This is a genomic window from Mesorhizobium sp. CA15 (assembly GCF_020165215.1).
Taxonomy (GTDB): Bacteria; Pseudomonadota; Alphaproteobacteria; order Rhizobiales; family Rhizobiaceae; genus Mesorhizobium.
Map to the genome: position 1 here is coordinate 253,562 of NZ_JAIUHQ010000006.1, position 24,788 is coordinate 278,349.

Consider the following 24,788-nt stretch of genomic DNA (forward strand, 5'->3'; position numbering starts at 1 on the left):
CGCTTCAGCCTCTGTGCAGGGGGCGCGAGGTGGCTTCCCAGGAGCCGCCGATATCGGCAAGCCTGGCCTCGATGCATTCGACGTCAAGCATAATGGTGCCGCCGCCCGAAAAGATCAGCTCGACGATGCCGGCCGGCTTGCTGATGGCGATGAAGCTGACCGCCAGCAGCGACAGCACCTCGGCCGGCTTGTCGCGCGCAATGCCGTTGGTCTTGGCGCCGAGCACGCGGTCGAAATGCAGAACGCTCTGCCGGCGTTCGTTGTGCTGGCGGAACAAGCCGGATTTCGCTTCCCAGACGAAGCGGTTCATGGTCAGCACGAAGCGCTTGGCCGCCGGCAGATATTCGAGGTCGGAGACCTTCATCACGGCGTCCTGGACATGCGCCGAGACGATGCTCAGATCCTGGTCGTCGAGCGCGATGAGCTTGAGAGCTGCCATGCGGAATGCGCACCCTGAACGTTGACAATTCAACGTTCTGTTATGCGGTCTTTCCGCTCGGCGCAACCGCTGGGAAAGAATGCTGCGAAGCGTCAGCCCGAAATGCGCTCGATCACCGCGCCGCAACCGGAGAGCTTCTCTTCCAGCCTCTCGAAGCCGCGATCAAGGTGATAGACGCGGTTGACCGTGGTCTCGCCTTCGGCGGCCAGGCCGGCGATCACCAGCGACACCGAGGCGCGCAGGTCGGTCGCCATGACGGGCGCGCCCTTCAGCCTGGCGACGCCGTCGACGATCGCTGTCTGGCCGGAAAGCGTGATGTGGGCGCCCAGCCGTGCCAGCTCCTGCACATGCATGAAGCGGTTCTCGAAGATCGTTTCGGTGATGCGCGATTTGCCCTTGGCCATCGTCATCAAACCCATGAACTGCGCCTGCAGGTCGGTCGGGAAGGCGGGGAAGGGGGCGGTGGTCACGTCGACCGGCGCAATGCCTGAGCCGTTGCGCTTGACGCGGATGCCCTCATTGGTCGGCGTGATCTCGGCCCCGGTCTCGACAAGCACGTCGAGCGCGGTCTGCAGCAGATCGGGCCGGGCGCCGGCGAGCATCACGTCGCCGCCGGTCATGGCGACGGCCATGGCATAGGTGCCGGTCTCGATGCGGTCGGGGATGACGCGCACGCGCGCCCCCGACAGCGCCTCGACGCCATGAATGGTGATGGTCGAGGTGCCGGCGCCATGGATCTTGGCGCCCATGGCGATCAGGCATTCGGCGAGATTGACGATTTCCGGCTCGCAGGCGGCGTTCTCCAGCACCGTCTCGCCCTTGGCGAGCGAGGCCGCCATCATCAGCACATGGGTGGCGCCGACCGAGACCTTCGGGAACACGTAGCGATTGCCGATGAGGCGGCCATTCTGGGTCTTGGCGATGACATAGCCATTGTCGACGTCGAGCTCTGCGCCGAGAGCCTGCAGGCCCTCGAGGAACAGGTCGACCGGGCGCGTGCCGATGGCGCAGCCGCCGGGCAGCGACACCTTGGCCTCGCCCATGCGGGCAAGCAACGGCCCGATCACCCAGAAGGAAGCGCGCATCTTCGAGACCAGCTCGTAGGGAGCGGTGGTGTCGACGATGTTGCGGGCGGAAAAATTGATGGTGCGCGAATAGCCTTCCTGCTGCTTTTCGCGCCGGCCGTTGACGGAATAATCGACGCCGTGATTGCCGAGGATGCGGATCAGCTGCTCGACATCGGCAAGATGCGGCACGTTTTCCAGCGTCAGCGTGTCGTCGGTGAGCAGTGAGGCGATCATCAGCGGCAATGCCGCGTTCTTGGCGCCCGAGATCGGAATGGTGCCGGCAAGCTCGTTGCCGCCGACAATTCTGATGCGATCCATGAGAAAATGTCCCCTCGGCCCGAACAGGCCGCTTCAATCGGTTTGAGTGTGCCCGGCTTAGACTATTGGTCGGCTTGGTTCAAGAAATACGATTTTCCTAAAACCGGACCGACTGTGGCCGGCCAGTATGGCTGATTTGGTCAGTCCTTGTGCATTTTTCCTGCAGCCGGCAACTCTTCCGGCCGATCGTTGGGATCGGCAGCGCGCTGTTCGTCAGCGTCACCGGCGCGTTGCTTGTGAACGTCGCCAGTGCGGTGCTTGTCACGGTCGCGGGCGCGCTGCTTGTTAGCGTCGCCAACCCGTCGCGAACGTGCCTGCATCTTGCGCTTCTGCAAATTGGCGCGCAGCGCCTCGGCCAGCCGGTCCTTGCGCTCGCCGCCGCCTTTTTTCGGTGGATTTGCCTTGTCGTCCATCGTCCATTCCTGACCGGCGGTCAGCCGGCCGCGATTCCGCATGGCTAGCATTTTCGCGCGGCCATGTCATGAAAGCGGGCCGAAAGTCGGGTTCATCCTGTGGATCAGCCGCCCATGCCGCCCCAAACCGCATAATTGCCGGCGGGAATCACATGCGACGCTTTGGGTTTTTCTTGGCCTTGCGCTTACCGGTTCGATATGGCAGAAGCGCCGCCATCGCAGGCTGCGGTAGCTCAGTGGTAGAGCACTCCCTTGGTAAGGGAGAGGTCGAGAGTTCAATCCTCTCTCGCAGCACCAGCCTATCCCTTTGAATTTGCTGAAGCTCTTGAGAGCTAAAGGTCTGCGTCTGTCTTTCGCGCCGATTTCAACACATGACTATCGTCAAAGTCCGCGAGCACGGGGGGTAAGCGATAGCCTCACCCGTCGCGATGTTCATCCGCCGGACGCCGAAAGGTTCCGCTCCGCGACATAGTCGAGCGAGAAAATGCCGGCGCCGCGCGTCAGCACGAGAAGCAGCAACGAGGCCCACAACAGGTGCTCGGCCCAGTTCTCGGGATAGACGAAGAGCTGGATGACGGAGACGACGCCGAGCAGCATCAGGGCCGCCAGGCGCGAGAACAGTCCAAAAAAGATCAACACCGAGCCTGTGATTTCGGCCGTTGTCGCCAATGGCGCCGCGATCGAAGGATCGATGAACGGCAGGTTGTATTCGTTTGCGAACAACTGCAGCGTCACTGGCCACGAGGCGAGCTTGCTCTGGGCCGATTGCCAGAAGACATGCGCCACCGCCACGCGCGCAGCGAGTTGGACCAGCGAAAATGGAATATGTTCGGGCAGCTTGATGGCGCGCCTGTAGAGGCCGACAAGGCCGGCCGGCATGGACGAGGAATGTTCTGATGCTGCGCTCATGACTGTCTCCATGTGTTTGAGAGGAAATTCGCGGCGACGCGCACATTGGTGACGAGACCGTCGCCGAACAGACGCATAAGGGCGGAAACCAGATCGAAGGCAGGGTCGAGGGCCAACGCACGGCCGGTGGCATGCTCAAGGCCGAGACCATGCTTCAGCGAATGCCAGAAGGCGAGGCTCGCACGGTCGAGCAGAGCAAGTCGCACGTTATCCCCTGACCGCCACAACGCCACGCGTTCGGGGCGCCTTGTCCAGGCGCTGTTCTGGTCGACGGGTCCTTCCTGCTGATGCGCGGTCCATACCGAAAGGATCGACCAGTGCGAAATGATCAGCCGCAGCGAAGGCTGCAACACGATATCTGGCGACGGGCCGAGCTCGGTGTTGTCGCATTCGGCGAGGCTGCGGGGCTGCGACGAAGGTGCATCGAGCGCCTCGGCTATGGCCCATTCGAGCCGCGCCGTTTCGGCAACGATCGGCATGTCGGACAGCGTGTCGGTTGATTTGAGGAAGCGCGGGAAGCCGGCGCCATAGCGCGCCAGCCGCGATTCCGTCGGCGGATGGCGTCGAATGAACTCGCTCGCCGCGTAGCGGAAGAAACGTTCGTCGACCAGGCGAACCGTGACCGGAAAAACCGCCATCAGCACCGCTGTCAGCGAGCTGCGGGTGTTGTTCTGGTAGATGCGCAGGCGGGCTAGCGGATCGGCCTTTCCCGCGGTCAGCAATCTCGCGGCGATCGTTGGATCCTTGGCCAGCACCGAGCGCGCCGTCGTGGTCTGCAGGTGCTCAAGCGGCAGCATGGTATTCCTCCTCGAGCGGAGGCAGCGCCAGGGAGACGGATGGCCTCGCGGTTCTGGCAGCCGCGAACGCCGCAAGGACGGGCATGCTGGTTGTCGTTTCGGCTTCGATCGGCAGGCGGATCGGCATCGCTCGGGCTTCTGCCGTTTGCTCGCGCCGCACCGCCTGCTTGCGGCTGAACATGATCGATGCGGTCAGCATGTCGGCCCACATCGCTTCGCCCAGCAGCACGTCGAGAACGGGAACGTCGGTATCCCACTCGATCAATGTCGGGCGCGGCCCAAGCCGATCCACGGCATGCCGGTAGAGCGCCCAGACGACCGGCGGCACGCGCGAGCCATGATCGTCGATCAGCACGGTGTCGGTTCCGACCTGGTTGGTCGCATGGCCGGCGAGATGGATCTCGCCGATAGCCTCTTCCGGCAGGGCGTCGATGAATGCCTTGGCGTCATATTGCAGGTTGTGCGCGGAGACCTGGACATTGTTGACGTCGAGCAGTAGGCCGCAGCCAGTTCGCGCCACGAGCGCCGCCAGGAACTCGGCCTCGTTCATCGAGGAGTCCGCGAATGCCAGGTAGGCCGACAGGTTCTCGATCAGCACGCGTCGCTTCAGCGTGTCCTGAACCGTCTCGACGTTGCGGGCAACGATCGCCAGCGCCTCTTCGTCATAGCGCAACGGCAGAAGATCGTTGAGATAGGCCCCGTCGGCGACGCTCCAGGCAAGGTGCTCGGAAACCAGATCGGGCTGAAAGCGCTCGCAGACCTTGCGCAGCCTTTCGAGATGGTCGCGATCCAGGCCTTGCGCGCTGCCCAGCGATAGACCGACGCCATGCACGGACAGCGGGTAGGTCTGGCGCAGTCTTTCCAGCGCCTGGACGCCCGCGCCGTCGCCCATGTAGTTCTCGGCGTGGACCTCGAGCCAGCCTGCGGACGGGCGCCGCGTCAGCATCTCCGCGATGTGGGGCGAGCGAAGACCGATGCCCGCCGATGCGGGGATTGCGAGTGGCGAAAACATATTGGACATCGGTCTCCTCCTTCTGGTCTGATTGCTCGAGGTGGAAAGTCGGCTAGGCCTTGGGCTTGTCGCTGCCCCCGGAAATCTTCGCGCAGCTGCCGGCCGGCACGTAGAGCCAGGAGTCTGGCTGGTTGTCGGCGGTGGAAGTGCCGGCGCATGAATGCGTCGCGGTCTGGCAGTCGTTCTGGCCTGCCTTGACGACGCCGTAGCACTTCTCGAAGGCGAAGCCGGGCTTGGCGGCGGGACCGCTATATGCCGCCGTGGCGGCGAGCGAGGTGGCGGCCGCGAGGGCCGAACCGATAAGGGTCTTGGTGTTGATCACAGGCTTGTCTCCTGGTTGGCGTTTCGACGGAAAGACCGGCCCTGAGGCCCGTCTGCAGATCAGTTTCCACGATCGCCATGCCGAGCTGAAATGCTGTCTCGGCATGGAATTGATAAGCGGGCCACGATATGCCGAGGGCGGCGCGAAAAGGCCCTCCGGCCGGGAACCGGAGGGCCTGGCGCCTGCATTCGGGAGTATGCGAAGCAGGCGCGGCTAGGCGGGAGGAAAGCGCCTAGATGTATTGGGTTCTGCAGTCGTTAGCCGGGCGCTCGTCGGTGCTGGAAAGATCAGCGGCAAGCCAGTCTTCGGCACATTGCCGTCCCCTGTCGCGAATGTCAGTCAGCTCGCCCCAGTCGATCCAGGGCCTCACAAGCAACGGAGCTCCAGCCCGATAGTGGCTGTCGAAGATGCTTTGAACCGGGGCGCATCCGGTCACGCATTGGGTGGCGCCGGGGCTGCGATCCGGACAGCGCGCCATGAATATCGACGGCTTGCCGCTGACCACCACACGATGGCAGGCTCCGATCGATGCCGCAGGCGGCAGTTGCGAGATGTCGCCGTCGCCCCAATAGAGATCGCCGTCAATCTCAATGGCCGGCGAAAGGAACGGAACAGTGGCTGCCGCCACGATCGCGTTTACCGACAACTGTTCGTCCGAGAATATCTTCACCGCATCTGTGCGGGCATTGACGGCCACGACGCGCAGCTTCACCGGGCAGTCTTCGTCGCGGATAGGCTGAAGGTCGATCGACTGTTCCAGCATCGATCTAAGCAGGCTCGTTTCATCGATGGCGAACATCGAGGCATGGCTGACGCGCCGCCAGAAATTGGCGAGCGCCGTCCGCGCGCCGCGCCTTCCGCCGACGGTCAGCCCATAAGCAAAGACCGCCGCCTGCATCGCTGCAAAGCCCGACGCGGTAACGCCGCTCACGCTGCAGTTCGGCTCGTCCAGCAGCCGATCGAGCACACCCCAGACGAAAGCGGCATGCGCGTCGTTTGCCAGCACGATGTCGATCGTCCGGCCATCGACATTAGGATCCGTCACTGACGTGATAAGATCCGTCGCTGACGTGATCGATTGGACTGTGCTCACTGCGGACTGGGCAAGCATGGCCTGGTCTCCATCCCAAGGTCGCCAGCAAGGGCGATTGGAGAGAGACTGCCGCATCTTCTTGTTCAGCCGAAATGCCAAGGTGGCATGAAGTCCATAGGCAGATTGCATTGGCTGCCGGCCCCCGCGCGCGACAATCTTCATCCCGATCAGGCTGGCGCCGTTGCCGGAGCCGCGCCTGGAAGGGAGATGAATGATGAGAAGACAACTTGCCTGTGTGGCTGTGCTTGCCGTTTGTCTTGGCGTGAGCCCGGCGTCCGCCGACCCGTTCAGCGACCTCGCTGCATTCCCGACCTTCTATGCAGACTCCACGATGAAGACGATGAAACCGATGGCCGGGTTTAAGAAGGCCTGGTTTGCTCTGTCAAAGCATGACCGGGTCAAGATGACGAAGGCGTGCAACGACCCGGCGCAACGCAAACCCCACGCACAATACTGCGCCAACGTGCTTGTTTTGGGCGGAGCCAATTAGCGGCGCACGCCCGGAATGCAGAACCGGCATAAACCCCATTCGCAGATGGCATTGGCGAATTGAGCGCCGGATGAAGCAAGGTCCACCTCGGCAAGCGGGAACAATAGAGTTCCAAAATGCTGCCGGTCATCAACGCAGTCGTCAAAGGGGCGATTGCACAACTCCGGAGAAGGATCCCACCATGAATATCAAAGCCATCTGCATCGGCGCATTTGCACTTTCCATGCTCGGCAGCGCTGCGTTCGCCGGCGCGCTCGACGAGCCGTCCAACATGCAGCCCTTCTTCACCGACGCCAGCATGAAGACGATGAAGCCCAAGGCTGAATTCAAGGCCGCCTGGGACGCGATGTCGAAGGACAAGCAGGGTGCGATGATGAAGGAGTGCCAGGATGCGGCGATGAGCAAGCCGCACGCCGAATTCTGCGCCAACCTCCAGGCGCTCGGCGGCGCCAACTGAGCGCTCGACAACCGTTTCGGGCAACATCGGACGGCGGCATGATGGCGAGCAGCTTGCTCGCCATCATGCTTTTGAGAAAGCGAGAGCATTCGCCGGAAGCTCATCATGACCGATTGCTATCGACTTTATACCCCCCGTGCATTGGCGTGATGGAATGCATTGCGGCAGGGTTCGAGCCTGCAGATGCAGTTGAGGGACGACCCGCATGGACATTCATCACATCCGCTATTTCCTGGCCGTCTGCGAAACCCGGAATTTCACGCGCGCAGGCGAGAAGTGCAACGTTACCCAGCCGGCGCTCTCGCGCGCCATCCAGCAGCTCGAGGATGAGGTCGGCGGACTGTTGTTTCGCCGCGAGCGGAATCTGACGCACCTCACCGATTTGGGCGCTTTGCTCCGCCCCAGATTTCAGCAGATTCTCGATGAGGTGACCGGCGTTCGCCAGGAGGCGTCGAGGTTTCTTTGCCTGGAGAATGCAAATCTCAAGGTTGGGGTGATGTGCACGATCGGTCCGCGGCGATTCACTGGGCTGCTGACGGACTTCAACCGACGCCAGCAGGGCATCCAGCTGCAGCTTGTCGAGGGGGTCCCGGCATCCCTGTCGCAGTTGCTGGAAGCGGGTGAGATCGATGTCGCCATCATGGCGTCGAGCAACAGCTTTCCGGAGAGGTTCGATGTCACGCCCCTCTACCGCGAGCGGTTCGTGCTCGCGTTTCCCAACGGGCATCGGCTGGCCCGAAACGACAATGTCGCCATCTCGGAGCTCGACGGCGAGAACTATCTCAGGCGCCTGAACTGCGAGTATCGCGACTATCTTGCGGGCCTTTGCAATGAACGTGGCGTGAAGCTCAGGATCTCCTACGCCAGCGAACGCGAAGACTGGATTCAAAACATGGTCTCCGGCGGGCTGGGCATCTGCTTCATCCCGGAGTTCAGCGCCGTCATCCCGGGATTGCAGGTCAGGCCCGTCATAGATCCGGAGGTTTGGCGAGAGGTATCGCTTGTCGTCGTGGCCGGGCGCCGGTTCTCGCCGGCCACATCAACCTTCGTCAACAGCGTGAAGGCGCACAGCTGGCCGGAAAGCGGCATCGATCTGGTTAGGAAAACGGCTGCATAGCAAGTCGAAGAAAAGAACCGACGCCATGGTCTGTCGTGGCGCGGATTGCTGCGCCGGTATGATGAACCACGATAGTTTTCAGGTATCGATTTAAGAGCCAGTCAGCATTTCTCTTTGGAGGAGCCTCCGGTCACTCTCCTCGTCATGCCCCGCCTCCCGCGATTGGGCACCGACAAAGGAGAAAGACGAGATGGCTACCAAGAAACTCAACCTTGCCTTCGCGCTGGGCATGCTGTCCGCGACCGCTGCATTTTCCGCGGCCCCGGCTTTCGCAGGCGACTGCCCTGCCGGCCAGGCCGCCACGACTGATATTCAGGAACATCCCAGCAAGCCGGTCGGCGTGACCGACACGGTGCTTTCCGCAATCGATCTGAGCAGCAAGGGCGAGGCCTGGAAAGGCAACATGCTGCGCCTTCGCAAGCTCGTCGTTCAGCCCGGCGGTGTCGTGCCGTGGCATGAGCACAATGTCCGCCCTGCCAACATTATAGTCGTCGAAGGCTCGATCACTGAATACGCCAGCACCTGCAAGGTCGGCATCGAGCATCCGGCCGGCGACGCGACCGCCGAGTTCGGCCAACTCGCCCACTGGTGGAAGAACAACGGCAAGGTTCCGGCCGTCCTCTATTCCGCCGACGTCCTGCCGCCGGCGATGCATGAAGACCACATGATGTAAGCCGCTCGTCGCGGTGAAGATATCCCGGCATCAGAAACCAAAAGCCCGTCCTCGGGCGATTGCCTGAGGACGTGGCAACGGAGCCTGTCATGACGACCAGTGAGCATTCCGAACCGACGCGGCTTCGCATGGCGGCCGCGGATAGCTGGCGCTTCGGCCTGATCGCGCTGATTGCGTTCCTGACGCTTGTCGATCTGTTCGCCACCCAAGCCATCCTGCCGTCGCTGGTGGTGAAATTCGGCGTCAGCCGCGCCACCATGGGCTTTGCCGTCAACGCCAGCACCTTCGGCATGGCGGTGGCCGGGATTGCCGTCGCTCTCTTTGGGCGCGGCATCGACCGCCGCAACGGCATCTGGATCAGCCTGGCCATCCTGGCGATCCCGACGGCGCTGCTGTCGCAGACGGACAATATTGTGGTCTTCGCGCTGCTGCGCGTGGTGCAAGGCCTTTGCATGTCGACTGCGTTCACGCTCACCATGGCCTACCTGGCGGAGCATTTTTCGGCGCGGCAGACGACGAGCGCGCTTGCGGCCTATGTGACGGGGAATGTTGCCAGCAACTTTTTCGGCCGGTTGATGTCGGCGGCCGTCGCCGACACGTTCGGCATCTCCACCAACTTTCTGACCTTCGCCGCGCTTAATCTGCTCGGCGCCACCCTTGTCTGGTTCACGTTGCAAAAGACCTCGGCAATGATGCGCGCCGACGCCGAAGGTCAGCCCGCCCGCGGCGCCTGGAAAGCCCCGTTGCGGAACGCCGAGCTGCGTGCCTGCTTCGCGATCGGCTTTTTGATCCTGTTCGTCTTTATCGGCACGTTCACCTATGTGAATTTTCAGCTTGTCGCGGTGCCGCTTTCGCTGACCCCCATGGCGCTTGGCGCAGTCTATTTCGTCTTCTTGCCATCGATGCTGACCACTCCGCTCGCCGGGCGCGTGGCCTCAGGCCTGGGCCCGAAAATGGGGGTGGGCGCGACGCTTGGGCTGGCGATCATCGGTTTGCTTCTGCTGCTCGCACCCAGCCTTCCGGTCGTCCTCGCCGGGATGGCGCTGGTCGCCGTCGGCACCTTCCTGGCTCAAGCGATAGCCACGGGACATGTCAGCCGGACCGCGTCGCGCGATCGCGCCGCCGCGAGCGGCATCTATCTCGCGTCCTACTACGCGGGCGGGCTCGCCGGCAGCTTCCTCATCGGACAGATCTACGACCGTGTCGGCTGGACCGCATGCGTGATCGTGCTGGCCGCGGTTCTCGCCAGTGCGATCGCGATCGCGCGCGTGCTGCAAACGCCGAAGGCCTGAGACCTGAAATCGAAACTTAGTTGTCCAACCAAGGAGACCGACATGACCAACCATCTTAAAGCTCTGTTTGCAGGCGCAGCCATGCTGATGGCTGCTGCCCTCCCGGCTACGGCTTCGGACGGCGTCGTCACAGTCAAGAGCGACTATTCCGTCGCCGAAACCGTCGCCCGTATCAAGAAGGACGTGCTCAAGAAAGGCATCAAGTTCTTCGGCGTCATCGACCAGGCACAGCTTGGCAAGAATGCGGGCAACGATGTCAGGCCGTCGCGGCTCGTCATGTTCGGCAATCCGGCGCTCGGCACCACCTTCATCACCTCCAATCCCGAAGCCGGGCTCGACTGGCCTGTGAGAGTGTTGGTTTACCAGAGCGCCGACGGCTCGGTTTACGCCGCCTACAGCGATTTCGACTGGATCGCCAAGCGGCACGGCATCACCGACCGCACCGCGCAGTTCAAGATGGCGACGGAAGTCATCCAGTCGGTGACCTCAACCGTCAAGAGGAACTGAATGCGGAAAAGCATTGCCCGGCATGCAAAGCACGCTGCCTTGCCTGGCGACCCTATTCGGCGGCGGACAACGCTTTAGCCCGCTCGCCAAACCATTTCTTCTGCGTGGCCTCTCGCACCAATGCGCCGACCGCGGGCGAATGCCTGCGGCCGCGCACCGTGACGAGATTGACCTCCCGCCAGAATTCCGGCTCCGTGATCGGCAGAGGCACCACGCCAGGATGCTTGGCGGTATGCTCGGGCATGAAGCCGAAGCCGAGCCCGGCGGCGATCATCGCCAATGTCCAGTCGTCACGATCGCTCCAGTATACCGGGCTGACCGTGACGCCTTGTTCGGCAAGGATGGCATCCGCGTAGCCGGCGAACTCGCAATTGTTGCGGTGGATATAGCTTTCGTTGCTCATATCCTTCACCCGCACCGCGCGCTGATTGGCAAGGCGATGGGTCAGGTGAACAGCCATAACCATCTGCTCCTGGAAAAGCGGCAGGGCGTGCACTTCTTCGTCGGGGGCGTCTGAAGGCAACGCATAGATGGCAGCCTCGAGCTCACCCCCGATCAGCCTTCTCCTGAGGCTTACCGCGTCCGCATCGCAAAGATGCAACTCGACGCCAGGGTGGTGCGCGCGCACGGCCGCGATGAGCTCGATGATCTCGTCCGGAGCGATGGTGCTCATGATGCCGACCTTGAGCGGCATCTTCTTCAGGCTCACATATTGCTCGGCAATCTGCTTTGCCTGGCGAGAGTTCTCGAAGACTCCCTCGAGATAGGTCTCAACCATGCGGCCGAGCTCGGTGAGGTGAGTGAAACGGCGCTCACGGTGGAAAAGCGGCCCGCCGAATTCATCTTCCAGGAGTTTGATGGCGCGCGACAGCGCCGGCTGCGTGACATTGCACTGCTCGGCCGCCCGCGTGAAATTCAGTTCCTTGGCGACGGCCAAGAAGTATCGGACCTGGCTGATCTCCACTGCACGCTCCCTCACTGGACGTGCATACGGCACGGCCCGGGTGCCATGCAATCTTACTAGCTGCCCTGACGTCAAACAACCCGAGCGGTCGATCGACCTCCACAGCCGACGATCTGACCGTCAGCTATCGAATCCATGTCTCAACGGCATTTCCGCAGCTTGCGGCGGTTCACCATACTCATCGTCAGATCCAGAGCCGGCCCGCACCCCGTCGCTCATAGCGCAATCGGAAGGACAAGACGATGCTCAAAGGCAAGACAGCGCTCATCACCGGTTCGACCAGCGGCATCGGGCAAGGCATTGCCGAAGCCTTCGCGGCCGAGGGCTGCAACATCGTTCTGAACGGCTTTGGCGACGCCGCCGAGATCGAACGCCTGCGGGCCAAGCTTGCGGCCGATCATCAGGTCGCCGTTCGATACGACAATGCCGACATGAGCAAGGGCGACGCCATCACGGCGATGATGGACAAGGCCATCGCCGAGTTCGGCGCCGTCGACATACTGGTCAACAACGCCGGCATTCAGCATGTCGCGCCGATCGATGACTTCCCGATCGAGAAATGGGAAGCGGTGGTGGCGATCGATCTCATGTCTTCGTTCTATACGATCCGGCGCGCCTTGCAGGCGATGAAGGCGCGCAAATGGGGTCGCATCATCAACGTGGCCTCGGCGCACGCGCTCGTCGCATCGCCTTATAAATCCGCCTATGTCGCTGCCAAGCACGGTGTCGCCGGCCTGACCAAGGCAGTCGCGTTGGAGGTTGCCGAACAGGGCATCACGGTCAACGCCGTTTGCCCCGGCTACGTGCTCACGCCGCTGGTCGAGAAGCAGATACCGGATACCGCCAAGGCGCGCGGCATCACCGAGCAGCAGGTGATCAAGGATGTTCTGCTGGCAGCGCAGCCGACCAAGCAGTTCGTCACGGTCGAGCAGGTTGCCGCGCTCTGCCTGTTCCTGGCGTCGGACGACGCGGCCTCGATCACCGGTGCCGTCATGCCGATCGAAGGCGGCTGGACCGCTCACTAGACCCGCACGAGGAGCGAAGGCGATGAACAAGATCACGCAAAACCTGTCCGCCCCGCAAGCAGGACCGGCGATCGGCCATCAGGGCGAAGTCAAGCGTCAGACCGTTCTTGTCCTTCAAGGCGGCGGCGCGCTCGGCGCCTACCAGGCCGGCGTCTACCAGGCGCTGGTCGAGGGCGGCATCGAACCGGACTGGGTCATCGGCACGTCCATCGGCGCCATCAACGCCGCGCTGATTGCTGGAAACGAGCCCGGCGTGCGTCTGGCCAGGCTGCAGGAATTCTGGGACGGCGTCAGCCGCAGCAGTCCATTCGACGAGTTTTTCCGGATGATGGTTCCAAGCAACATTTTTGCCAATATGGGCACGGTGATGCGCGGCATCCCGGGGTTCTTCGAGCCGAACCCAAGCGCCATGTTCGGAGTCAACCGCGAGGTCGGTGTCGAGAACGCATCCTATTACACTACGGATCCGCTCAAGAGGACGCTCAGCAATCTGATCGACTTCGACTATCTCAACGGGCGCCACACGCGGCTGACGGTCGGCGCGGTCAACGTCAACACCAGCGAGCTCAAATATTTCGACACGCGCGAGATGATCCTGTCGGCGGCGCATGTCATGGCGTCGGGTGCCTTGCCGCCGGCGTTTCCAGCAGTCTGCATCGACGGCGAGCCCTATTGGGACGGCGGCATCTATTCGAACACGCCCATTGAGGTCGTGCTGGACGAGCGCCCTCGGCGTGACGCGCTGATCTTTGCCGTCAACATGTGGCAGCCCCGCGCCAACGAGCCGAAATCGATCTGGCAGGTCATGGGGCGACAGAAGGACCTTCAATATGCCAGCCGCGGCCGGAGCCACGTTGCACGGCAGGAGCAACTGCATCGGTTGCGGCATGTCGTGCGCGAATTGGGAAGGCTCGTGCCGGAGGAGCGTCGCGAGGATCCGATGTTCAAGGAGCTCGCCTCCTATGGCTGCCCGTCGGTCATGCATCTCGTTCGCCTGCTTTCGCCGCGACTGGACGGCGAGGACCACACCAAGGACATCGACTTCACCCGCTCGGGCATACGCACGCGCTGGCAGGCAGGATACGAGCATGGGCAGCGCGTCCTCGCTGACAAGCCCTGGGAATGCGAGGTCGACATGCTGCAAGGCATCGTGATCCACGAATCCCAAGAGTGACGTGCCGCGCCGAGCAAGATACGGAGACCACCGATGCAGATTGTCACCCCCGGCATGCGGTTGATCCCGGAAGCTGTGCTCGCCAACAATGCTGCGCTGTTCCGCACGATCCCGGAGACTCGCACGCACGCGGACAAGTCATTGCACCGCGTGATCATTGTAGGCGGCGGCGCGGGCGGCCTGGAACTGGCGACGCGCCTCGGCCGCAAGTTCGGCAGCCGGCGGCTTTCCGTCACGCTTGTCGACCGAAACCGCACCCATATCTGGAAGCCGCTGTTGCATGAGGTGGCATCCGGCGCCTTGAGTGCATCGCGCGACGCGGTCGAATACATCGCCCATGCCAGCCGCCACGGCTACCGATACCGCATTGGCGAGGTCGTCGGCATCGATCGTGCCAAACGCCAGGTTTTCGTTGCGCCCAGCTTCGACGATGACGGTCGCCAGGTCATCCCGCCGCGCGTTCTGGGCTACGACACGCTGGTCATGGCCGTTGGCAGCGTGACCAATGACTTCGGCACGCGGGGCGCCGCGCGCCATGCGATTTCGCTCGATACCGCGGAACAGGCGGCCCGCTTCAACAAGCGCATGATCGACGCCTGCCTGCGCGCCAATGCGCAGTATGAGCAGCTTTCACCTGGTCAGCTCCATTGCGTCATTGTCGGCGCCGGCGCCACCGGCGTCGAGCTGGCAGCGGAACTTCACAAGTCGATGCGCGAGATTGCGTCGCATAATCTCGACAACATCGATTTCGAAAGGCTGATCCGCATCACCATCGTCGAAGCCGGACCGAGAATCCTGCCTGCGCTGCCTGAGCAGATGGCGCGCGCCACGGCACGCTTGCTGATCAAGCTGGGCGTGCAGATACGCTGCGGGATCAAGGTCACTGAAGTGACCGAAGACGGTATACGGCTCGGCGACAAGCTCTTTGTGCCTGCCGAACTGGTCGTCTGGGCGGCCGGTATCAAGGCGCCGGATTTCCTGAAGGGTCTCGAAGGTCTCGAAACCGATCGCATCAACCGCCTGATCGTCGATGAAACCTTGCGCACGGTCGCAGACGAGAATGTGTTCGCGATTGGCGACTGCGCGAACTGCGTTCTCCCGGGCGAAGAAAACGCCTTGCCGCCGCGTGCCCAGACAGCCCATCAGCAGGCAGGCCACATGGCCAAGGTGATTGCGGCGCGTCTCGCGGGGCGGGCCCCGCCGGCGTATCGCTACCGCGACTATGGTTCCCTCGTCTCACTCGCCGACTACGGTACGTTCGGCAGCCTGATCGGGGGACTGAAGATCGAAGGTCTCATTGCAAGGCTCGTCTACCGCACGCTGCACAAGATGCATCTCAAGGCGGTGCACGGCCTGGCGCAGACAACGCTGGCTTCGATCGGCGAGATGATCGTCAGGCGCGCCAGACCGCGCATCAAGCTTCATTAGAGCGGCGGAGGCGATGCGATGGAAAAGTATGATGTCGTGATCCTGGGCGGCGGCAATGCCGGAATGGGCGTGACGGTGGCGACGCACGCCGCCGGACTTTCCGTCGCCATGGTAGAGGCTCGCGATCTTGGCGGCACCTGTCCCAATCGCGGCTGCACTCCGAAGAAGGTGCTGGTCGCGGCAGCCCACGCGCTCGACGAGATCGCGAGGGCCGGCGATCATGCAATAAGGATCGAACCGCCGCGGCTAGATTGGCGAGGCTTGATCGAGCGGGAAAAGGACATCATCAGGGATATCCCGTCCCGATTGTCCGGTTTGATGGCCAAGCGAGGCGTCGACGTCATCTACGGCGAGGCCGCATTTGTCGCCAGCAACGCCATCCGCGTCGGCGGTCGAGAATTCGAGGCCAGGAACATCGTCATCGCCACCGGCTCGAAGCCGCGCCCAATGCCGATTCCGGGCTCGGAATTCCTGACGACATCGGACGATGTGCTGAGCGATCCGACGCTGCCTCGCGCCGTGGTGTTCATTGGCGGTGGCGTTATCGCTTTCGAGCTGGGTCACGTCTATGCGCGCGCCGGCGTCGAAGTCACGATCCTAGAGGCGCTGCCGCAGCTTCTGGGAAGCTTCGACGTGGATGCCGTTGCTCAGCTCCTTGGCGAGAGCGAGCGCCTGGGTATCAGCATCCATACCAAGGCCTGGGTCAAGAAGATCGAGGAGGTCGACGGGCGACTGCGGGTGAGCTTCGCGAAGGATGGCGCCGAATACCGGGTGGACGCAGATCGGGCCGTCAATTGCGCCGGGCGCGTTGCCAATGTCGAGGGCCTCGATCTCGGCGCCGGCGTCATCGTGCATCGCGAAGGCCGCATCGAGATCGACGATCATCTGAGGTCCCGTTCCAACCCGGACGTCTATGTCTGCGGCGACGCGGTCTGGAATTCTCCGCAGCTTTCGCCGATAGCGACCTACGAGGGCGGCATCGTCGGCCGCAATATCGTCGACGGCCCGAAACATCGGCCCGACTACAGTCACATACCTGCCTCGCTCTACAGCATTCCGGCCGTGGCAACCGTCGGTTTGACCGAGGCCAAGGCGAGGGAACGCGGCTTCATCATCAAAGTCCGCTCGAACGACATGCAAGGCTGGCTTTCGGCCAGGACTTACGCCGAGCCGGTAGCATGGTCGAAGATCATCGTCGAGGAAACGACAGACAGGATCCTTGGGGCTCACCTGGTCGGCCATGCCGGCGAAGAGCTGATCCACATATTTGCGCTCGCGATGAAGCACGGCATCACGGCACGAGAGCTGTCTGAGATGGTCTGCGCTTTCCCGACCTTCGCAGCGGATATCAGGAACATGATGTAACGCGTCGCCTCGGTCAGCGAAGAAGACACAGATCTGGCATGTGTCGATGCAGGTGGGGCATCAAATCCATGCAGGAAAAACATGGCAACTGCCGAGGGGTTACGGTGATAGGCTGTGTGCGAGGTATGAAAGTGCAGACATGGCCGCCGACGACCAGGCAATGACATTCGAGCAGTCCGTCCAGGCAGCCATCGACCTTGATGCGCCTCTCAATGAACGGCTGGCGGTGGTTGCCGCGGCGGTCCGCCGCCTAAACTCGGAGTTCGCGGACGCTGTAGATCGGCTGGTGGAACGCCTGGAGAAGCAGGGTGCCGGAGCGGCGGCGCCAAAGCCCGGCGATGTCATGCCGCCATTCCTGCTGCCTGACGACGAAGGCAGGCTGGTTGGCTTGGCCGACATCCTGCTCCAAGGGCCCGCTGTGATCACCTTCCAGCGCGGGCATTGGTGCCCTTACTGCCGTTTGAACGCGATCGGCATCGTCGAAGCGCAGCAGGAGATCGCGGCATTGGCCGGGCAAATCGTGGCGATCATGCCCGAGCGAGGCAAATTCGCCAGGGCGATGAAGGCCGCGGTTGGCGCAAGCTTCCCCTTCCTGACCGATATGGACAATGGCTACGCCCTGTCTCTTAACCTGGCAATATGGATCGGAACCGAAATGGAGCGGTTGATGGGCGTTGCCTATGACCTCCCAAGCTACCAGGGCAACTCCAGCTGGTTCCTGCCGATCCCGGCCACATTCGTCGTCGGAACCGACGGGATCATCACCGACCGCTTCGTCGATCCGGACTACCGCCGTCGCATGGACATCGACGACCTGATCGCGGCGCTCAGGCGGGCTCGCTGACGCCAAAGGATGACCAGTCGGCCGCTCGCAAGAGATTGAGCAGCGTCGTCGCGACAGGTGCGCGCTGCCTGCCGGCGACCGCATAAACCGAAACGATCCGCGAGACGTCCAGATCGCGAAGTTTGAGCCGGCGGATGTTCGAGGATCGCGGTGCCGTAAGCGAGACAAAGCCAACTCCGGCATTGGCCTCAAGCAGCGCAAGGAGATCCTGATCGGTCTCGACTTCATGCGCGGTCCGGGGTGTATACCCTTTTGCGGAAAGACAACGCGCTAGTTCCTCGCTCGTCTCCCAATCGATCCGGCTGAGCACAGGTTCGGCGGCGAGCTGAGCCAGCGCGACATCAGCCTCATTTCGCCGGGCGAGCGGGTGATCTGAATTTACCGCGAGTTCGATCCCTTCCTGGAACAGAGGCCACACGTCCAGGCGGTCCCAAGCCTGTCCAAGGGGGCCGGCAATCGCCAACTCTACTTCACCGCCCTTTAGCGCCTCGATCACAGCCGCCGGCGAGCCACGGTGGATTTTGAGATGCACACCGGGATAAGCCCGAAAGAGCTCGGTGAACGGCGAAACCAGCAGCGCAATGTTGATACTATTCGAAATGGTCACATTGAGCGGCGCAACGTCACTGCTTTGCACAGCCTTGGCCAATGACTTGGCGGAAGTGGCCGCGTCATAGCATTGTTGCAGCAAGGGCAGCATCCGCCGTCCAAGTTCCGTCAGGTGCGAGTGCTGACGCTCTCGCCGGAGGAGCTCGCCACCGAGTTCTTCTTCAAGCGTCTTGATCGCGCGCGTAAGCGCCGGCTGAGTGACGTTGCATTCCTCGGCCGCTCTGGTGAAGTTCAACGTGTTGGACAGGGCCAAGAAATAGCGGACCTGCTGCATCTCCATGAATTTTCGCCCCCTTCAGCGAAATTCGATTTCTTCAGGAACAGCTAATTCGCGGCCATGCTAGCGGAAATCCAAGCAAGGTCGAGGGGTGATTTGCTGGGGTTTGCCCGCAAGACAATTGTCCAGCAGGTTCACCTTGTCGATCGTCACAATGCTGGAAAACATAGTGTAAAATATTGTTTTTATTGAATTAGCGGAAGTTCAATCCTCTCGCAGCACCGGCTTTCCGAAACATCTGGTGGGCGTGTCGGGCGATCGCGCCGGCTCAGTTGGTGACATGCGACAGCCGCAGGCCGGCTTCGTCCGGGATCTCGGCCATGCCTTCCTCCGCGAAGCGGAACATGTCCTCGAAATCCAGCTCCCGCTCGAAAATGACGCCGCCGACTTTGATCGCAAGCACGTCCTTGTCGCCTTTGGGCGCGAAGTAGATCTCGCCGACCGTGCCGCGAATGCGCTCGCCGATGTCCTTGGCGTCCTCTTCGCTCGCGCCCGGCAGGAAGACGCCGAACATCGAGGTTCCGATCCGGCCGATCAGATCGTCCTTGCGCACCGCGGATCGGATGGCCGATGCGATCAGCCGCAAGGCCTCGTCGCCCCATTCGAGACCGAAGCGCAGGTTGATCGATGCCAGATGTTCCGGATGGATGACCAGAAAGGCGCCGGAGCGCGGACCGGCCGGTCTCTGCGCCCTCCGGTCGACCATCGAGGTGAACACCTTGCCGTTCAGGCAGCCGGTCAGCTGGTCGTAGGTGCCGGATCTGGTGAGTTCCTGCCGGTAGCGGCGGATCTCCACCTGTTGCCAGCCGAGCAGGGCAAACAACGGCAGACCGATGACGATCGGCACGATGATTGCCGTAATTGCCCCGCGGCCGAATGGCGTCAGGCTGTCGCTGAAAAGCAGCAGGTAGTTCAACCCGAGCGAAAGCGCGACGCAGGCGGCGGTGCCAAGCGCGGCCAGCAAGATGAGGTGCTTCCACGTTTGAACCGGCGCGGTCGGTGTTTTCGCAGTCAAGGGCCAATCTCCTGTTCGACGCATGGCATACAGGAGGTCCGTTACGATTTCGGTGTCAGGGAAACGTACAATTTGATGCAAGTCGGCATGTTCTCCATGGCAAGCGCCGGATCCGGCACACCGGCGGCCGCGGTCGGTGGCTGACGACCTGCCAGGTCGTCGGCCCAGTACAGGTTTTAGAAGTGCTGAACTCCCCTGACCATTCTGCTTTCACGCAAGTCCGCGAGGAAACCGGCCGCCGGCTTTGCGCGGCAGCACTATTGCGGTGGGCCGAAAATGCCCATCCGGGCGGTTCTCGCCACCACCTCCGCCTTGCCGTAAATGCCTGTGGGAGCGGCCATCGCCCAGCCGTTGGAAACCAGCCAGGCGCCGACATCCTGCGTGCCGAGCGCGCAGGGCGCGGCGATGGCAAAACGGTCGATGTCCGGCGGCAGGAGGCATTTCAGGGCTCGTCCGCGCAGCCAAGCGTTGAAGGCGGCCCGCGCCCGCTGGCCGCAGGGCCAGGCGGTGTCGTCGAACATGCAGGTCCTGTCGGGGCCTATGTCGACCGTCCCGCTGATGGCGACGGTGCGTCCCATGGCTTCGACGACCGCCGAGGAGGTCGCGACGGGACGGAAAAGCAGCGTCTCGCGCCAATCCTGCGGCATCGGCGTCTGCGGCCGCGGCGCAAGTCCGAGCTCGCTAAGCGGAGGACGCGGTTCGATGCGCTCGATCCCGGATGGGTCGAGCGGCGGCGGCGCAATGAGGTCCTCGGCGATCTTGCGCGTCGGCCGGCCTGGCCGCGCGTCATGGATCGGGCCATGAAAGGCCGGCTTCAGGTCGCCGGCGTCCTGAGCCGGTGCGATCGAAGCGGGCGGCAGCAGGCGGCCACCCTCGACGATCAGCACCATGCCTGCGAGCAGACCGAGACCGCCGAGCGCGGACGCCAGCAGCGGGCGGCCGGACGGGCTCACCTGGTTCACGCGTGGACCCTCGCGGGATCGTGCCGATAGCCGGCGGTGCAGCCTGAGCCCGACCCGTTAGCTCCTGTCGACATGGCGTCACCCCCGACCGCTGAATCGGACCATACATTAGATGTGAGCGACATTCCTTGAAAAGCAAGGCGTTGCGTTAAGTCTCGCGCAACCAATGCGGCCTAGAATCGGCCATCGGATGTCGAGGGGATGACATGATGCGCAAGCCGATACTGCTTTTTGCCTTTCCGGCCCTGGTGCTCATTTTGCTGGCGGCGGAGCGAGCGGCGGCGCTGCTTCTCGGCTTCTATCCGGCGAGCCCCGCTGCGTGGCATGCCTGGCTCGAGCTGCGGCCGTTCTCGACCATGTTCTGGCAGCAGGTGCACGTCTATCTCGGCGGATCGATGGCGCTCGATGCGGCCATCATTGTCTTCGCGGCGGGCGCCTGCTGGATGGCAAGCTGCTCAAAATGGTCCGGCGGTTTCTTCATCGCCAATCATGCTGCAATCATTTTCGCCGCGTCCATGATGGCGCTGAGCAGCCACGCGGAAACGGCGAGCACGATCGCCGCCTTCGTCACGCCCCATGGCCTTCAGTTCTCGGTGATGGTCGACCTAAGCTTGCAGAACTGCCTGGTGCTGTGCCTCGGTCTCGCGGCATGCGCCTACTGCCATGTCGCGTTTCTGCGCGAGGCAAAGCTGCGTGCCGAAGCCCGCGCTGTCCGCATGCTTGCGCTGCAGCGCGATCTGTAACCTGCCGGTCTAGGCGAAGACCGCCTGCTCAGTTGATCTTCTTGTAATAGACCTTGCCGTCGGGCTGCTGGATGCGCTGGTAGGACGGGTTGGGCCCCGGAGGCGCGACCTTGCGCTTGAACGCGGGCTGTCCGTCTCCGGCGCCAGCGTCTCCGTCGGCCGCAGACGCATCCGCCACCGTGGTGTTGTCGAGCAGGGCAGGCTCGGCCGCGCCGGGCGCCGGCTCGCTGGCGGCGACGGGCTGGCCTTGCTCAAGCTTGGCGATATTGCCATTGATCCGGCCGAAATTCGCCTGCAACTGATGGTCCAGCGTCTCGAACCGGCTCTGGAAACCGTTATTGACGGTGTCGATACGGGCGCCGATCCGCTGCTCGAACTGACCGAGCTGTTCCAGCCGCGCCTCCATCGTCTTCAAGTCGCTGACGCCGCGATAGAGATAGACCGCGGCTGTCACATTGACGACGGTGACGAGCAACGCACCCACCGCCACGACGCCGATCAGCCTGGCCCGGCTGGGCTTTCCCGGAGCGGCTTCCCTATGACCGAGTTCGATTGCCGGGACGTCCGGCTCGCTGATCATCGTCATTCAACCACCACCTTTGCGCCCACCGCGACGCGTTTGAAGAGATCGATCACATCGGTGTTCGTCAGCCGGAAGCATCCGGACGTGCCGTCGAAACCGACGCCCTTGGGATCGTTGGTGCCATGGATGCGATAGAGCGTGTCGCGCCCGTCGCGCGACAGATAAAGCGCCCTGGCGCCGAGCGGATTGTAGGGACCGGCCGGCACCATCGCCGGCAGCTCCGGCCGGCGCGCGCGCATTTCCCTGGGCGGGCGCCATTCCGGCCATTCGGTCTTGGAAGCGATTTTGACCGTTCCGGTCCAGCCGAAGCCGTCGCGGCCGACGCTGATCTGGTAGCGCAGCGCATGCCCCGCTGCCGTCACCAGATAGAGCGCCTTCTCGTTTTTGCGGATGACGATCGTGCCGGCCTGCTCACGGGTCTCGAAGGCGACCGCCTTGCGCAGGCTGGGGCCCATGGCCGGCAGCGGCGGCAGGCCCGATCCGGCTTGCGCCAAACCGCAGGCCGACGCCAGCGCGATGCCGATCAGGCCGGCCGCGGCAAGACGCCCGACGATGCGAAGTCTAGCGCTGGGCATTGTCCAGCCGCTCCTTGAACATGCGTTTCAAGTCCTTGTTGAAGCGCGCGCGTCCGTCCACCTCGGAAGGCAGGATGGCGCGGTTCAGCGCGTCGGCCAGAAGCGCGTTGTCCAGCGCCAGCGACTTGATGTGCGGCGCCTTGAAGATCTTCTCCAGCTCGCTGCGCGAGAAGTGGTTGCCGAACCATTTGCGCTTGTGCTTGTTGGCCACCAGCGTGATGCTGACCTTGTTGCCGCGCAATTCGCGGATCTTCTTGTAGAGCCGCTTGCCTTGCCTCAGCGAAGCGACGTTGAGCTCGAAGACGATGAAGATCTCGTCGCTCGTGCGCAGCACCGAATCGTGCCACGGCGTCTCGATGTTGGGCAGGTCGATGACGATGTCGTCGAAGCGGTAGGCGACGAGATCGAGCAGCCTGAAGACGAAGTCGGAGCCGCGCGGCTCGAACGGCAGTTGCGGCCGCTCGAAGGAATAGAGCGTCAGGCCGGAAGGCCGCGACAATTTGATGACGTCCATCAGCTCGACATCGAGCCGGTCCGGCTGGCCGATGATGCCGGAGAGGTCGAACTGGTTGAACTGGTTGAGATAGGCGCCGCAATTGGCGCTCTGGAAGTCGAGATCGACGAGGCAGGTCGCGGCCGCCCGCTCGGCCGATTTCGAGGCGAGATACTCGGCCGCCGAGATCGCCAGCGTGGTGGCGCCGGCGCCGCCGCTGGCGGCAATGAAGGTGACGATGCGGCTCTTGGTGCCCTGGCTGCCGGTGTCGTGGAAGGTGACGGCGTTGAGCAGCTCCTTGGCGTCGAGCGGCTTGTGCAGCCAGTCGGACGCGTTCATTCGCACCAGAACGCGCGTCTGCTCGGAGGTGAGCTCGTCGGAGATCGCGATCAGCGGCACCGACGCCCAGGCCGCACGCGCCTCGACGATTGCCGGATTGCCGAGCAGCTCGCCATTGGCCAGATCGAGAATGATGATGCCGGGCCGGCTGTCGACAGGCGGCCCTTTGAGGAACTCGGCCGCATCCGAGACCTTGACGTCGTAGATCGCCAGCGCATCGAGCCGCGTGGTGACATCGCGCTTGAAATTCGCATCGCCGGAAAACAGCGCCACCTGCTTGCGTTTTGTGGGGAGGACTCTGGTGTCGATGGCGTTCATGGCCATGTGCTCTTCATGTCTTCGCCCGTAGCCGTGCTCAGCATCGAGGGCATGGTGATGTTGTTGAAGCCGAGCAGTCCGCCCAGGAAGAAGAATTGAAAGGTGACATTCTGCAGGCTGACACTGATGGTCGGCACGGATCCGCCGGCGCGAGTGTAATAGCCGAGACCGGTCGCCGTGTATTTGACGACGACGTTGGCTGGTTGCAGCCTTGGAAAGAAATGACACATGCCTGGCCGCTGCCCTGCGGCCAGCGCTGGGCAGGTTCCAGTGCCGCTGGCATCGCCGCGGAAGATGCGATTGAAGTTCGCCAGGGTAAACGTGCCCGCCACACATCCCGCGCCGGTGCATGTGCAGGTGCTGGTCGCGCCATTGCAGGTATAGTTGTAGTTACCAACAGGGATCGGGTCACCGGGTGAGGTCGCGAGTCCGGCGGTGGTGATCTCAGGCGCCACCGGGGCTGAAATAGAAGCCAAGCGAGCGCCTGCTTCAACGGCCTTTGTGGCGGCGTTCCATTGGTACAATGCATAGCCGAAGTCAACGAAACCAAGAGTAAGCGTGAACAGCAATGTCATGACGATGGTGAACTCCACCATTGCCGCGCCGGCTTCGTCTTTTCTGAACGTAACGAGGCTCTGCATTTTCAGGACCCGATGTAACGTTCTTGATGGGCAGCGGAAAGGGTGATCGGTCCTAACCCGAGATAGTTCAGCAAAGAAACACCGGTATAGCTGAAAGAAGTAGAGAGCTGCACCACCCTAACGTTCGAAGTCGAACTGCTGTAGTTCTGCAACCCGTTGGTGTCTGTTGTCACAGGAATGACAAGATAGTTGAGATTGACGGTAACCGTTGACGGCAACCAACCCGAAACCCTGCCGGAGACATTGCAGTTGCCGCCGCAATCATAGGTTCCCGTGGCGGCGATGTTGCGTGCGTATGTAGCACAGTTCACCGACGGATTGAGCGTCTGATTGCAGCGCGCCGCGAAGCGAGCCCCATCGTTGAGTCCGGCTTCAATCAGCAATTTCTTGTGGAGAAGATTGCCAAATTCGAACACGCCGGCCGAAAGGCTGATCATGAGCGGCGTGATCAGCGTCATCTCGACGAGAGCTGTGCCCTTCTCCTCAAGGCCGAACCTGCGCAGAACTAGGCCCAAGGCGGCAAGCAT

The 24,788-nt window shown here is 62.6% G+C and carries 29 protein-coding genes and 1 tRNA gene; 13 read left to right on the plus strand and 17 right to left on the minus strand.

The genetic code is table 11. From position 1 onward, the window contains the following. Positions 1 to 4: 4 nt before the first annotated feature. From LB515_RS13615 to LB515_RS13625, 3 genes are all read right to left on the minus strand, one after another. Complete coding sequence (locus LB515_RS13615) at positions 5 to 439, minus strand: DUF2948 family protein (RefSeq protein ID WP_095765704.1); 435 nt, start codon at positions 437 to 439, stop codon at positions 5 to 7. A gap of 92 nt (positions 440 to 531) precedes the next feature. Beyond that, positions 532 to 1,824, minus strand: a complete 1,293-nt coding sequence (murA, locus tag LB515_RS13620; RefSeq protein ID WP_224708026.1) for a UDP-N-acetylglucosamine 1-carboxyvinyltransferase — start codon at positions 1,822 to 1,824, stop codon at positions 532 to 534. Positions 1,825 to 1,964: 140 nt separating this feature from the next. Continuing rightward, positions 1,965 to 2,237, minus strand: coding sequence for a hypothetical protein (locus tag LB515_RS13625; RefSeq protein WP_224708053.1), 273 nt, complete (start codon positions 2,235 to 2,237; stop codon positions 1,965 to 1,967). 222 nt (positions 2,238 to 2,459) lie between these two features. Between LB515_RS13625 and LB515_RS13630 the strand changes: the two genes are divergently transcribed. Continuing rightward, positions 2,460 to 2,534: transfer RNA gene (locus LB515_RS13630), tRNA-Thr, on the plus strand. 135 nt (positions 2,535 to 2,669) lie between these two features. Here LB515_RS13630 and LB515_RS13635 read toward each other — a convergent pair. The 5 genes from LB515_RS13635 to LB515_RS13655 all read right to left on the minus strand — a co-directional run bounded on the left by LB515_RS13635 (position 2,670) and on the right by LB515_RS13655 (position 6,388). Further along, on the minus strand, positions 2,670 to 3,146 hold the full coding sequence (locus tag LB515_RS13635; RefSeq protein ID WP_411969137.1) for a DoxX family protein: 477 nt from the start codon (positions 3,144 to 3,146) through the stop codon (positions 2,670 to 2,672). Next, positions 3,143 to 3,943, minus strand: a complete 801-nt coding sequence (locus LB515_RS13640) for a DNA-binding domain-containing protein (RefSeq protein WP_224708027.1) — start codon at positions 3,941 to 3,943, stop codon at positions 3,143 to 3,145. The genes LB515_RS13635 and LB515_RS13640 overlap by 4 nt, the downstream gene beginning before the upstream one ends. Further along, the gene (locus LB515_RS13645) at positions 3,930 to 4,964 is read right to left on the minus strand and encodes a DUF692 domain-containing protein (RefSeq protein ID WP_224708028.1); all 1,035 of its coding nucleotides are present in this window, start codon (positions 4,962 to 4,964) and stop codon (positions 3,930 to 3,932) included. Before LB515_RS13645 ends, LB515_RS13640 begins: the two co-directional genes overlap by 14 nt. A 43-nt stretch (positions 4,965 to 5,007) precedes the next feature. Then, positions 5,008 to 5,277 carry a DUF2282 domain-containing protein gene (locus tag LB515_RS13650; protein ID WP_140700495.1) on the minus strand — a complete coding sequence of 90 codons (270 nt, stop codon included), beginning with the start codon at positions 5,275 to 5,277 and terminating at the stop codon, positions 5,008 to 5,010. A 232-nt stretch (positions 5,278 to 5,509) separates the two neighbouring features. Further along, positions 5,510 to 6,388: a patatin-like phospholipase family protein gene (locus LB515_RS13655; RefSeq protein ID WP_224708029.1), complete on the minus strand. Its 879-nt coding sequence runs from the start codon at positions 6,386 to 6,388 to the stop codon at positions 5,510 to 5,512. A gap of 196 nt (positions 6,389 to 6,584) precedes the next feature. Between LB515_RS13655 and LB515_RS13660 the strand changes: the two genes are divergently transcribed. From LB515_RS13660 to LB515_RS13685, 6 genes are all read left to right on the plus strand, one after another. After that, positions 6,585 to 6,860: a hypothetical protein gene (locus LB515_RS13660; protein WP_224708030.1), complete on the plus strand. Its 276-nt coding sequence runs from the start codon at positions 6,585 to 6,587 to the stop codon at positions 6,858 to 6,860. 181 nt (positions 6,861 to 7,041) lie between these two features. Next, complete coding sequence (locus tag LB515_RS13665; RefSeq protein ID WP_140847187.1) at positions 7,042 to 7,317, plus strand: hypothetical protein; 276 nt, start codon at positions 7,042 to 7,044, stop codon at positions 7,315 to 7,317. A 205-nt stretch (positions 7,318 to 7,522) separates the two neighbouring features. Further along, positions 7,523 to 8,434, plus strand: coding sequence for a LysR family transcriptional regulator (locus LB515_RS13670; protein ID WP_140847189.1), 912 nt, complete (start codon positions 7,523 to 7,525; stop codon positions 8,432 to 8,434). 190 nt (positions 8,435 to 8,624) lie between these two features. Then, entirely contained in the window at positions 8,625 to 9,107 is a 483-nt protein-coding gene (locus LB515_RS13675) for a cupin (RefSeq protein ID WP_140700490.1), read from the plus strand. A gap of 89 nt (positions 9,108 to 9,196) precedes the next feature. Next, on the plus strand, positions 9,197 to 10,399 hold the full coding sequence (locus LB515_RS13680) for an MFS transporter (protein ID WP_224708031.1): 1,203 nt from the start codon (positions 9,197 to 9,199) through the stop codon (positions 10,397 to 10,399). A gap of 42 nt (positions 10,400 to 10,441) precedes the next feature. After that, a complete protein-coding gene (locus tag LB515_RS13685) occupies positions 10,442 to 10,906 on the plus strand; it encodes a DUF302 domain-containing protein (RefSeq protein WP_224549154.1) in 465 nt (154 codons plus the stop codon). A gap of 52 nt (positions 10,907 to 10,958) precedes the next feature. On the opposite strand, the gene LB515_RS13690 is transcribed toward LB515_RS13685, so the two are convergent. After that, a complete protein-coding gene (locus tag LB515_RS13690; RefSeq protein WP_224708032.1) occupies positions 10,959 to 11,870 on the minus strand; it encodes a LysR family transcriptional regulator in 912 nt (303 codons plus the stop codon). Positions 11,871 to 12,112: 242 nt separating this feature from the next. On the opposite strand from LB515_RS13690, the gene LB515_RS13695 reads away from it, so the two are divergent. Genes LB515_RS13695 through LB515_RS13715 form a run of 5 tightly spaced genes read left to right on the plus strand, consistent with a single transcriptional unit; the run spans position 12,113 to position 17,706 of the window. Further along, positions 12,113 to 12,895: a 3-hydroxybutyrate dehydrogenase gene (locus LB515_RS13695; protein WP_224549156.1), complete on the plus strand. Its 783-nt coding sequence runs from the start codon at positions 12,113 to 12,115 to the stop codon at positions 12,893 to 12,895. 22 nt (positions 12,896 to 12,917) lie between these two features. Then, complete coding sequence (locus LB515_RS13700; protein WP_224549167.1) at positions 12,918 to 14,069, plus strand: patatin-like phospholipase family protein; 1,152 nt, start codon at positions 12,918 to 12,920, stop codon at positions 14,067 to 14,069. 33 nt (positions 14,070 to 14,102) lie between these two features. After that, entirely contained in the window at positions 14,103 to 15,497 is a 1,395-nt protein-coding gene (locus tag LB515_RS13705; RefSeq protein WP_224708033.1) for an NAD(P)/FAD-dependent oxidoreductase, read from the plus strand. Between the two features lie 18 nt (positions 15,498 to 15,515). Then, the gene (locus LB515_RS13710; RefSeq protein WP_224708034.1) at positions 15,516 to 16,862 is read left to right on the plus strand and encodes a dihydrolipoyl dehydrogenase family protein; all 1,347 of its coding nucleotides are present in this window, start codon (positions 15,516 to 15,518) and stop codon (positions 16,860 to 16,862) included. Positions 16,863 to 16,908: 46 nt separating this feature from the next. After that, on the plus strand, positions 16,909 to 17,706 hold the full coding sequence (locus LB515_RS13715; RefSeq protein WP_411969138.1) for a peroxiredoxin-like family protein: 798 nt from the start codon (positions 16,909 to 16,911) through the stop codon (positions 17,704 to 17,706). On the opposite strand, the gene LB515_RS13720 is transcribed toward LB515_RS13715, so the two are convergent. From LB515_RS13720 to LB515_RS13730, 3 genes are all read right to left on the minus strand, one after another. Beyond that, positions 17,690 to 18,595, minus strand: coding sequence for a LysR family transcriptional regulator (locus tag LB515_RS13720; RefSeq protein ID WP_140847209.1), 906 nt, complete (start codon positions 18,593 to 18,595; stop codon positions 17,690 to 17,692). The genes LB515_RS13715 and LB515_RS13720 overlap by 17 nt on opposite strands. 265 nt (positions 18,596 to 18,860) lie before the next feature. Beyond that, entirely contained in the window at positions 18,861 to 19,607 is a 747-nt protein-coding gene (locus tag LB515_RS13725; RefSeq protein WP_224708035.1) for a GGDEF domain-containing protein, read from the minus strand. A 257-nt stretch (positions 19,608 to 19,864) separates the two neighbouring features. After that, complete coding sequence (locus tag LB515_RS13730) at positions 19,865 to 20,569, minus strand: thermonuclease family protein (RefSeq protein ID WP_224708036.1); 705 nt, start codon at positions 20,567 to 20,569, stop codon at positions 19,865 to 19,867. A 209-nt stretch (positions 20,570 to 20,778) separates the two neighbouring features. Between LB515_RS13730 and LB515_RS13735 the strand changes: the two genes are divergently transcribed. Continuing rightward, positions 20,779 to 21,312 carry a hypothetical protein gene (locus LB515_RS13735; RefSeq protein WP_224708037.1) on the plus strand — a complete coding sequence of 178 codons (534 nt, stop codon included), beginning with the start codon at positions 20,779 to 20,781 and terminating at the stop codon, positions 21,310 to 21,312. 28 nt (positions 21,313 to 21,340) lie between these two features. On the opposite strand, the gene LB515_RS13740 is transcribed toward LB515_RS13735, so the two are convergent. From LB515_RS13740 to LB515_RS13760, 5 genes are read right to left on the minus strand one after another with little or no spacing between them, the layout of a single operon-like run. Beyond that, a complete protein-coding gene (locus LB515_RS13740) occupies positions 21,341 to 21,898 on the minus strand; it encodes a hypothetical protein (RefSeq protein ID WP_224708038.1) in 558 nt (185 codons plus the stop codon). Then, positions 21,895 to 22,470 carry a L,D-transpeptidase gene (locus LB515_RS13745; RefSeq protein ID WP_224708039.1) on the minus strand — a complete coding sequence of 192 codons (576 nt, stop codon included), beginning with the start codon at positions 22,468 to 22,470 and terminating at the stop codon, positions 21,895 to 21,897. The genes LB515_RS13740 and LB515_RS13745 overlap by 4 nt, the downstream gene beginning before the upstream one ends. Beyond that, positions 22,457 to 23,620, minus strand: a complete 1,164-nt coding sequence (locus tag LB515_RS13750; RefSeq protein WP_224708040.1) for a CpaE family protein — start codon at positions 23,618 to 23,620, stop codon at positions 22,457 to 22,459. The genes LB515_RS13745 and LB515_RS13750 overlap by 14 nt, the downstream gene beginning before the upstream one ends. Beyond that, a complete protein-coding gene (locus LB515_RS13755) occupies positions 23,617 to 24,261 on the minus strand; it encodes a TadE/TadG family type IV pilus assembly protein (protein ID WP_224611493.1) in 645 nt (214 codons plus the stop codon). Before LB515_RS13755 ends, LB515_RS13750 begins: the two co-directional genes overlap by 4 nt. Before the next feature lie 2 nt (positions 24,262 to 24,263). Beyond that, positions 24,264 to 24,788 (minus strand): TadE/TadG family type IV pilus assembly protein, encoded by a 525-nt coding sequence (locus LB515_RS13760; RefSeq protein ID WP_224611495.1) that lies wholly within the window; start codon positions 24,786 to 24,788, stop codon positions 24,264 to 24,266.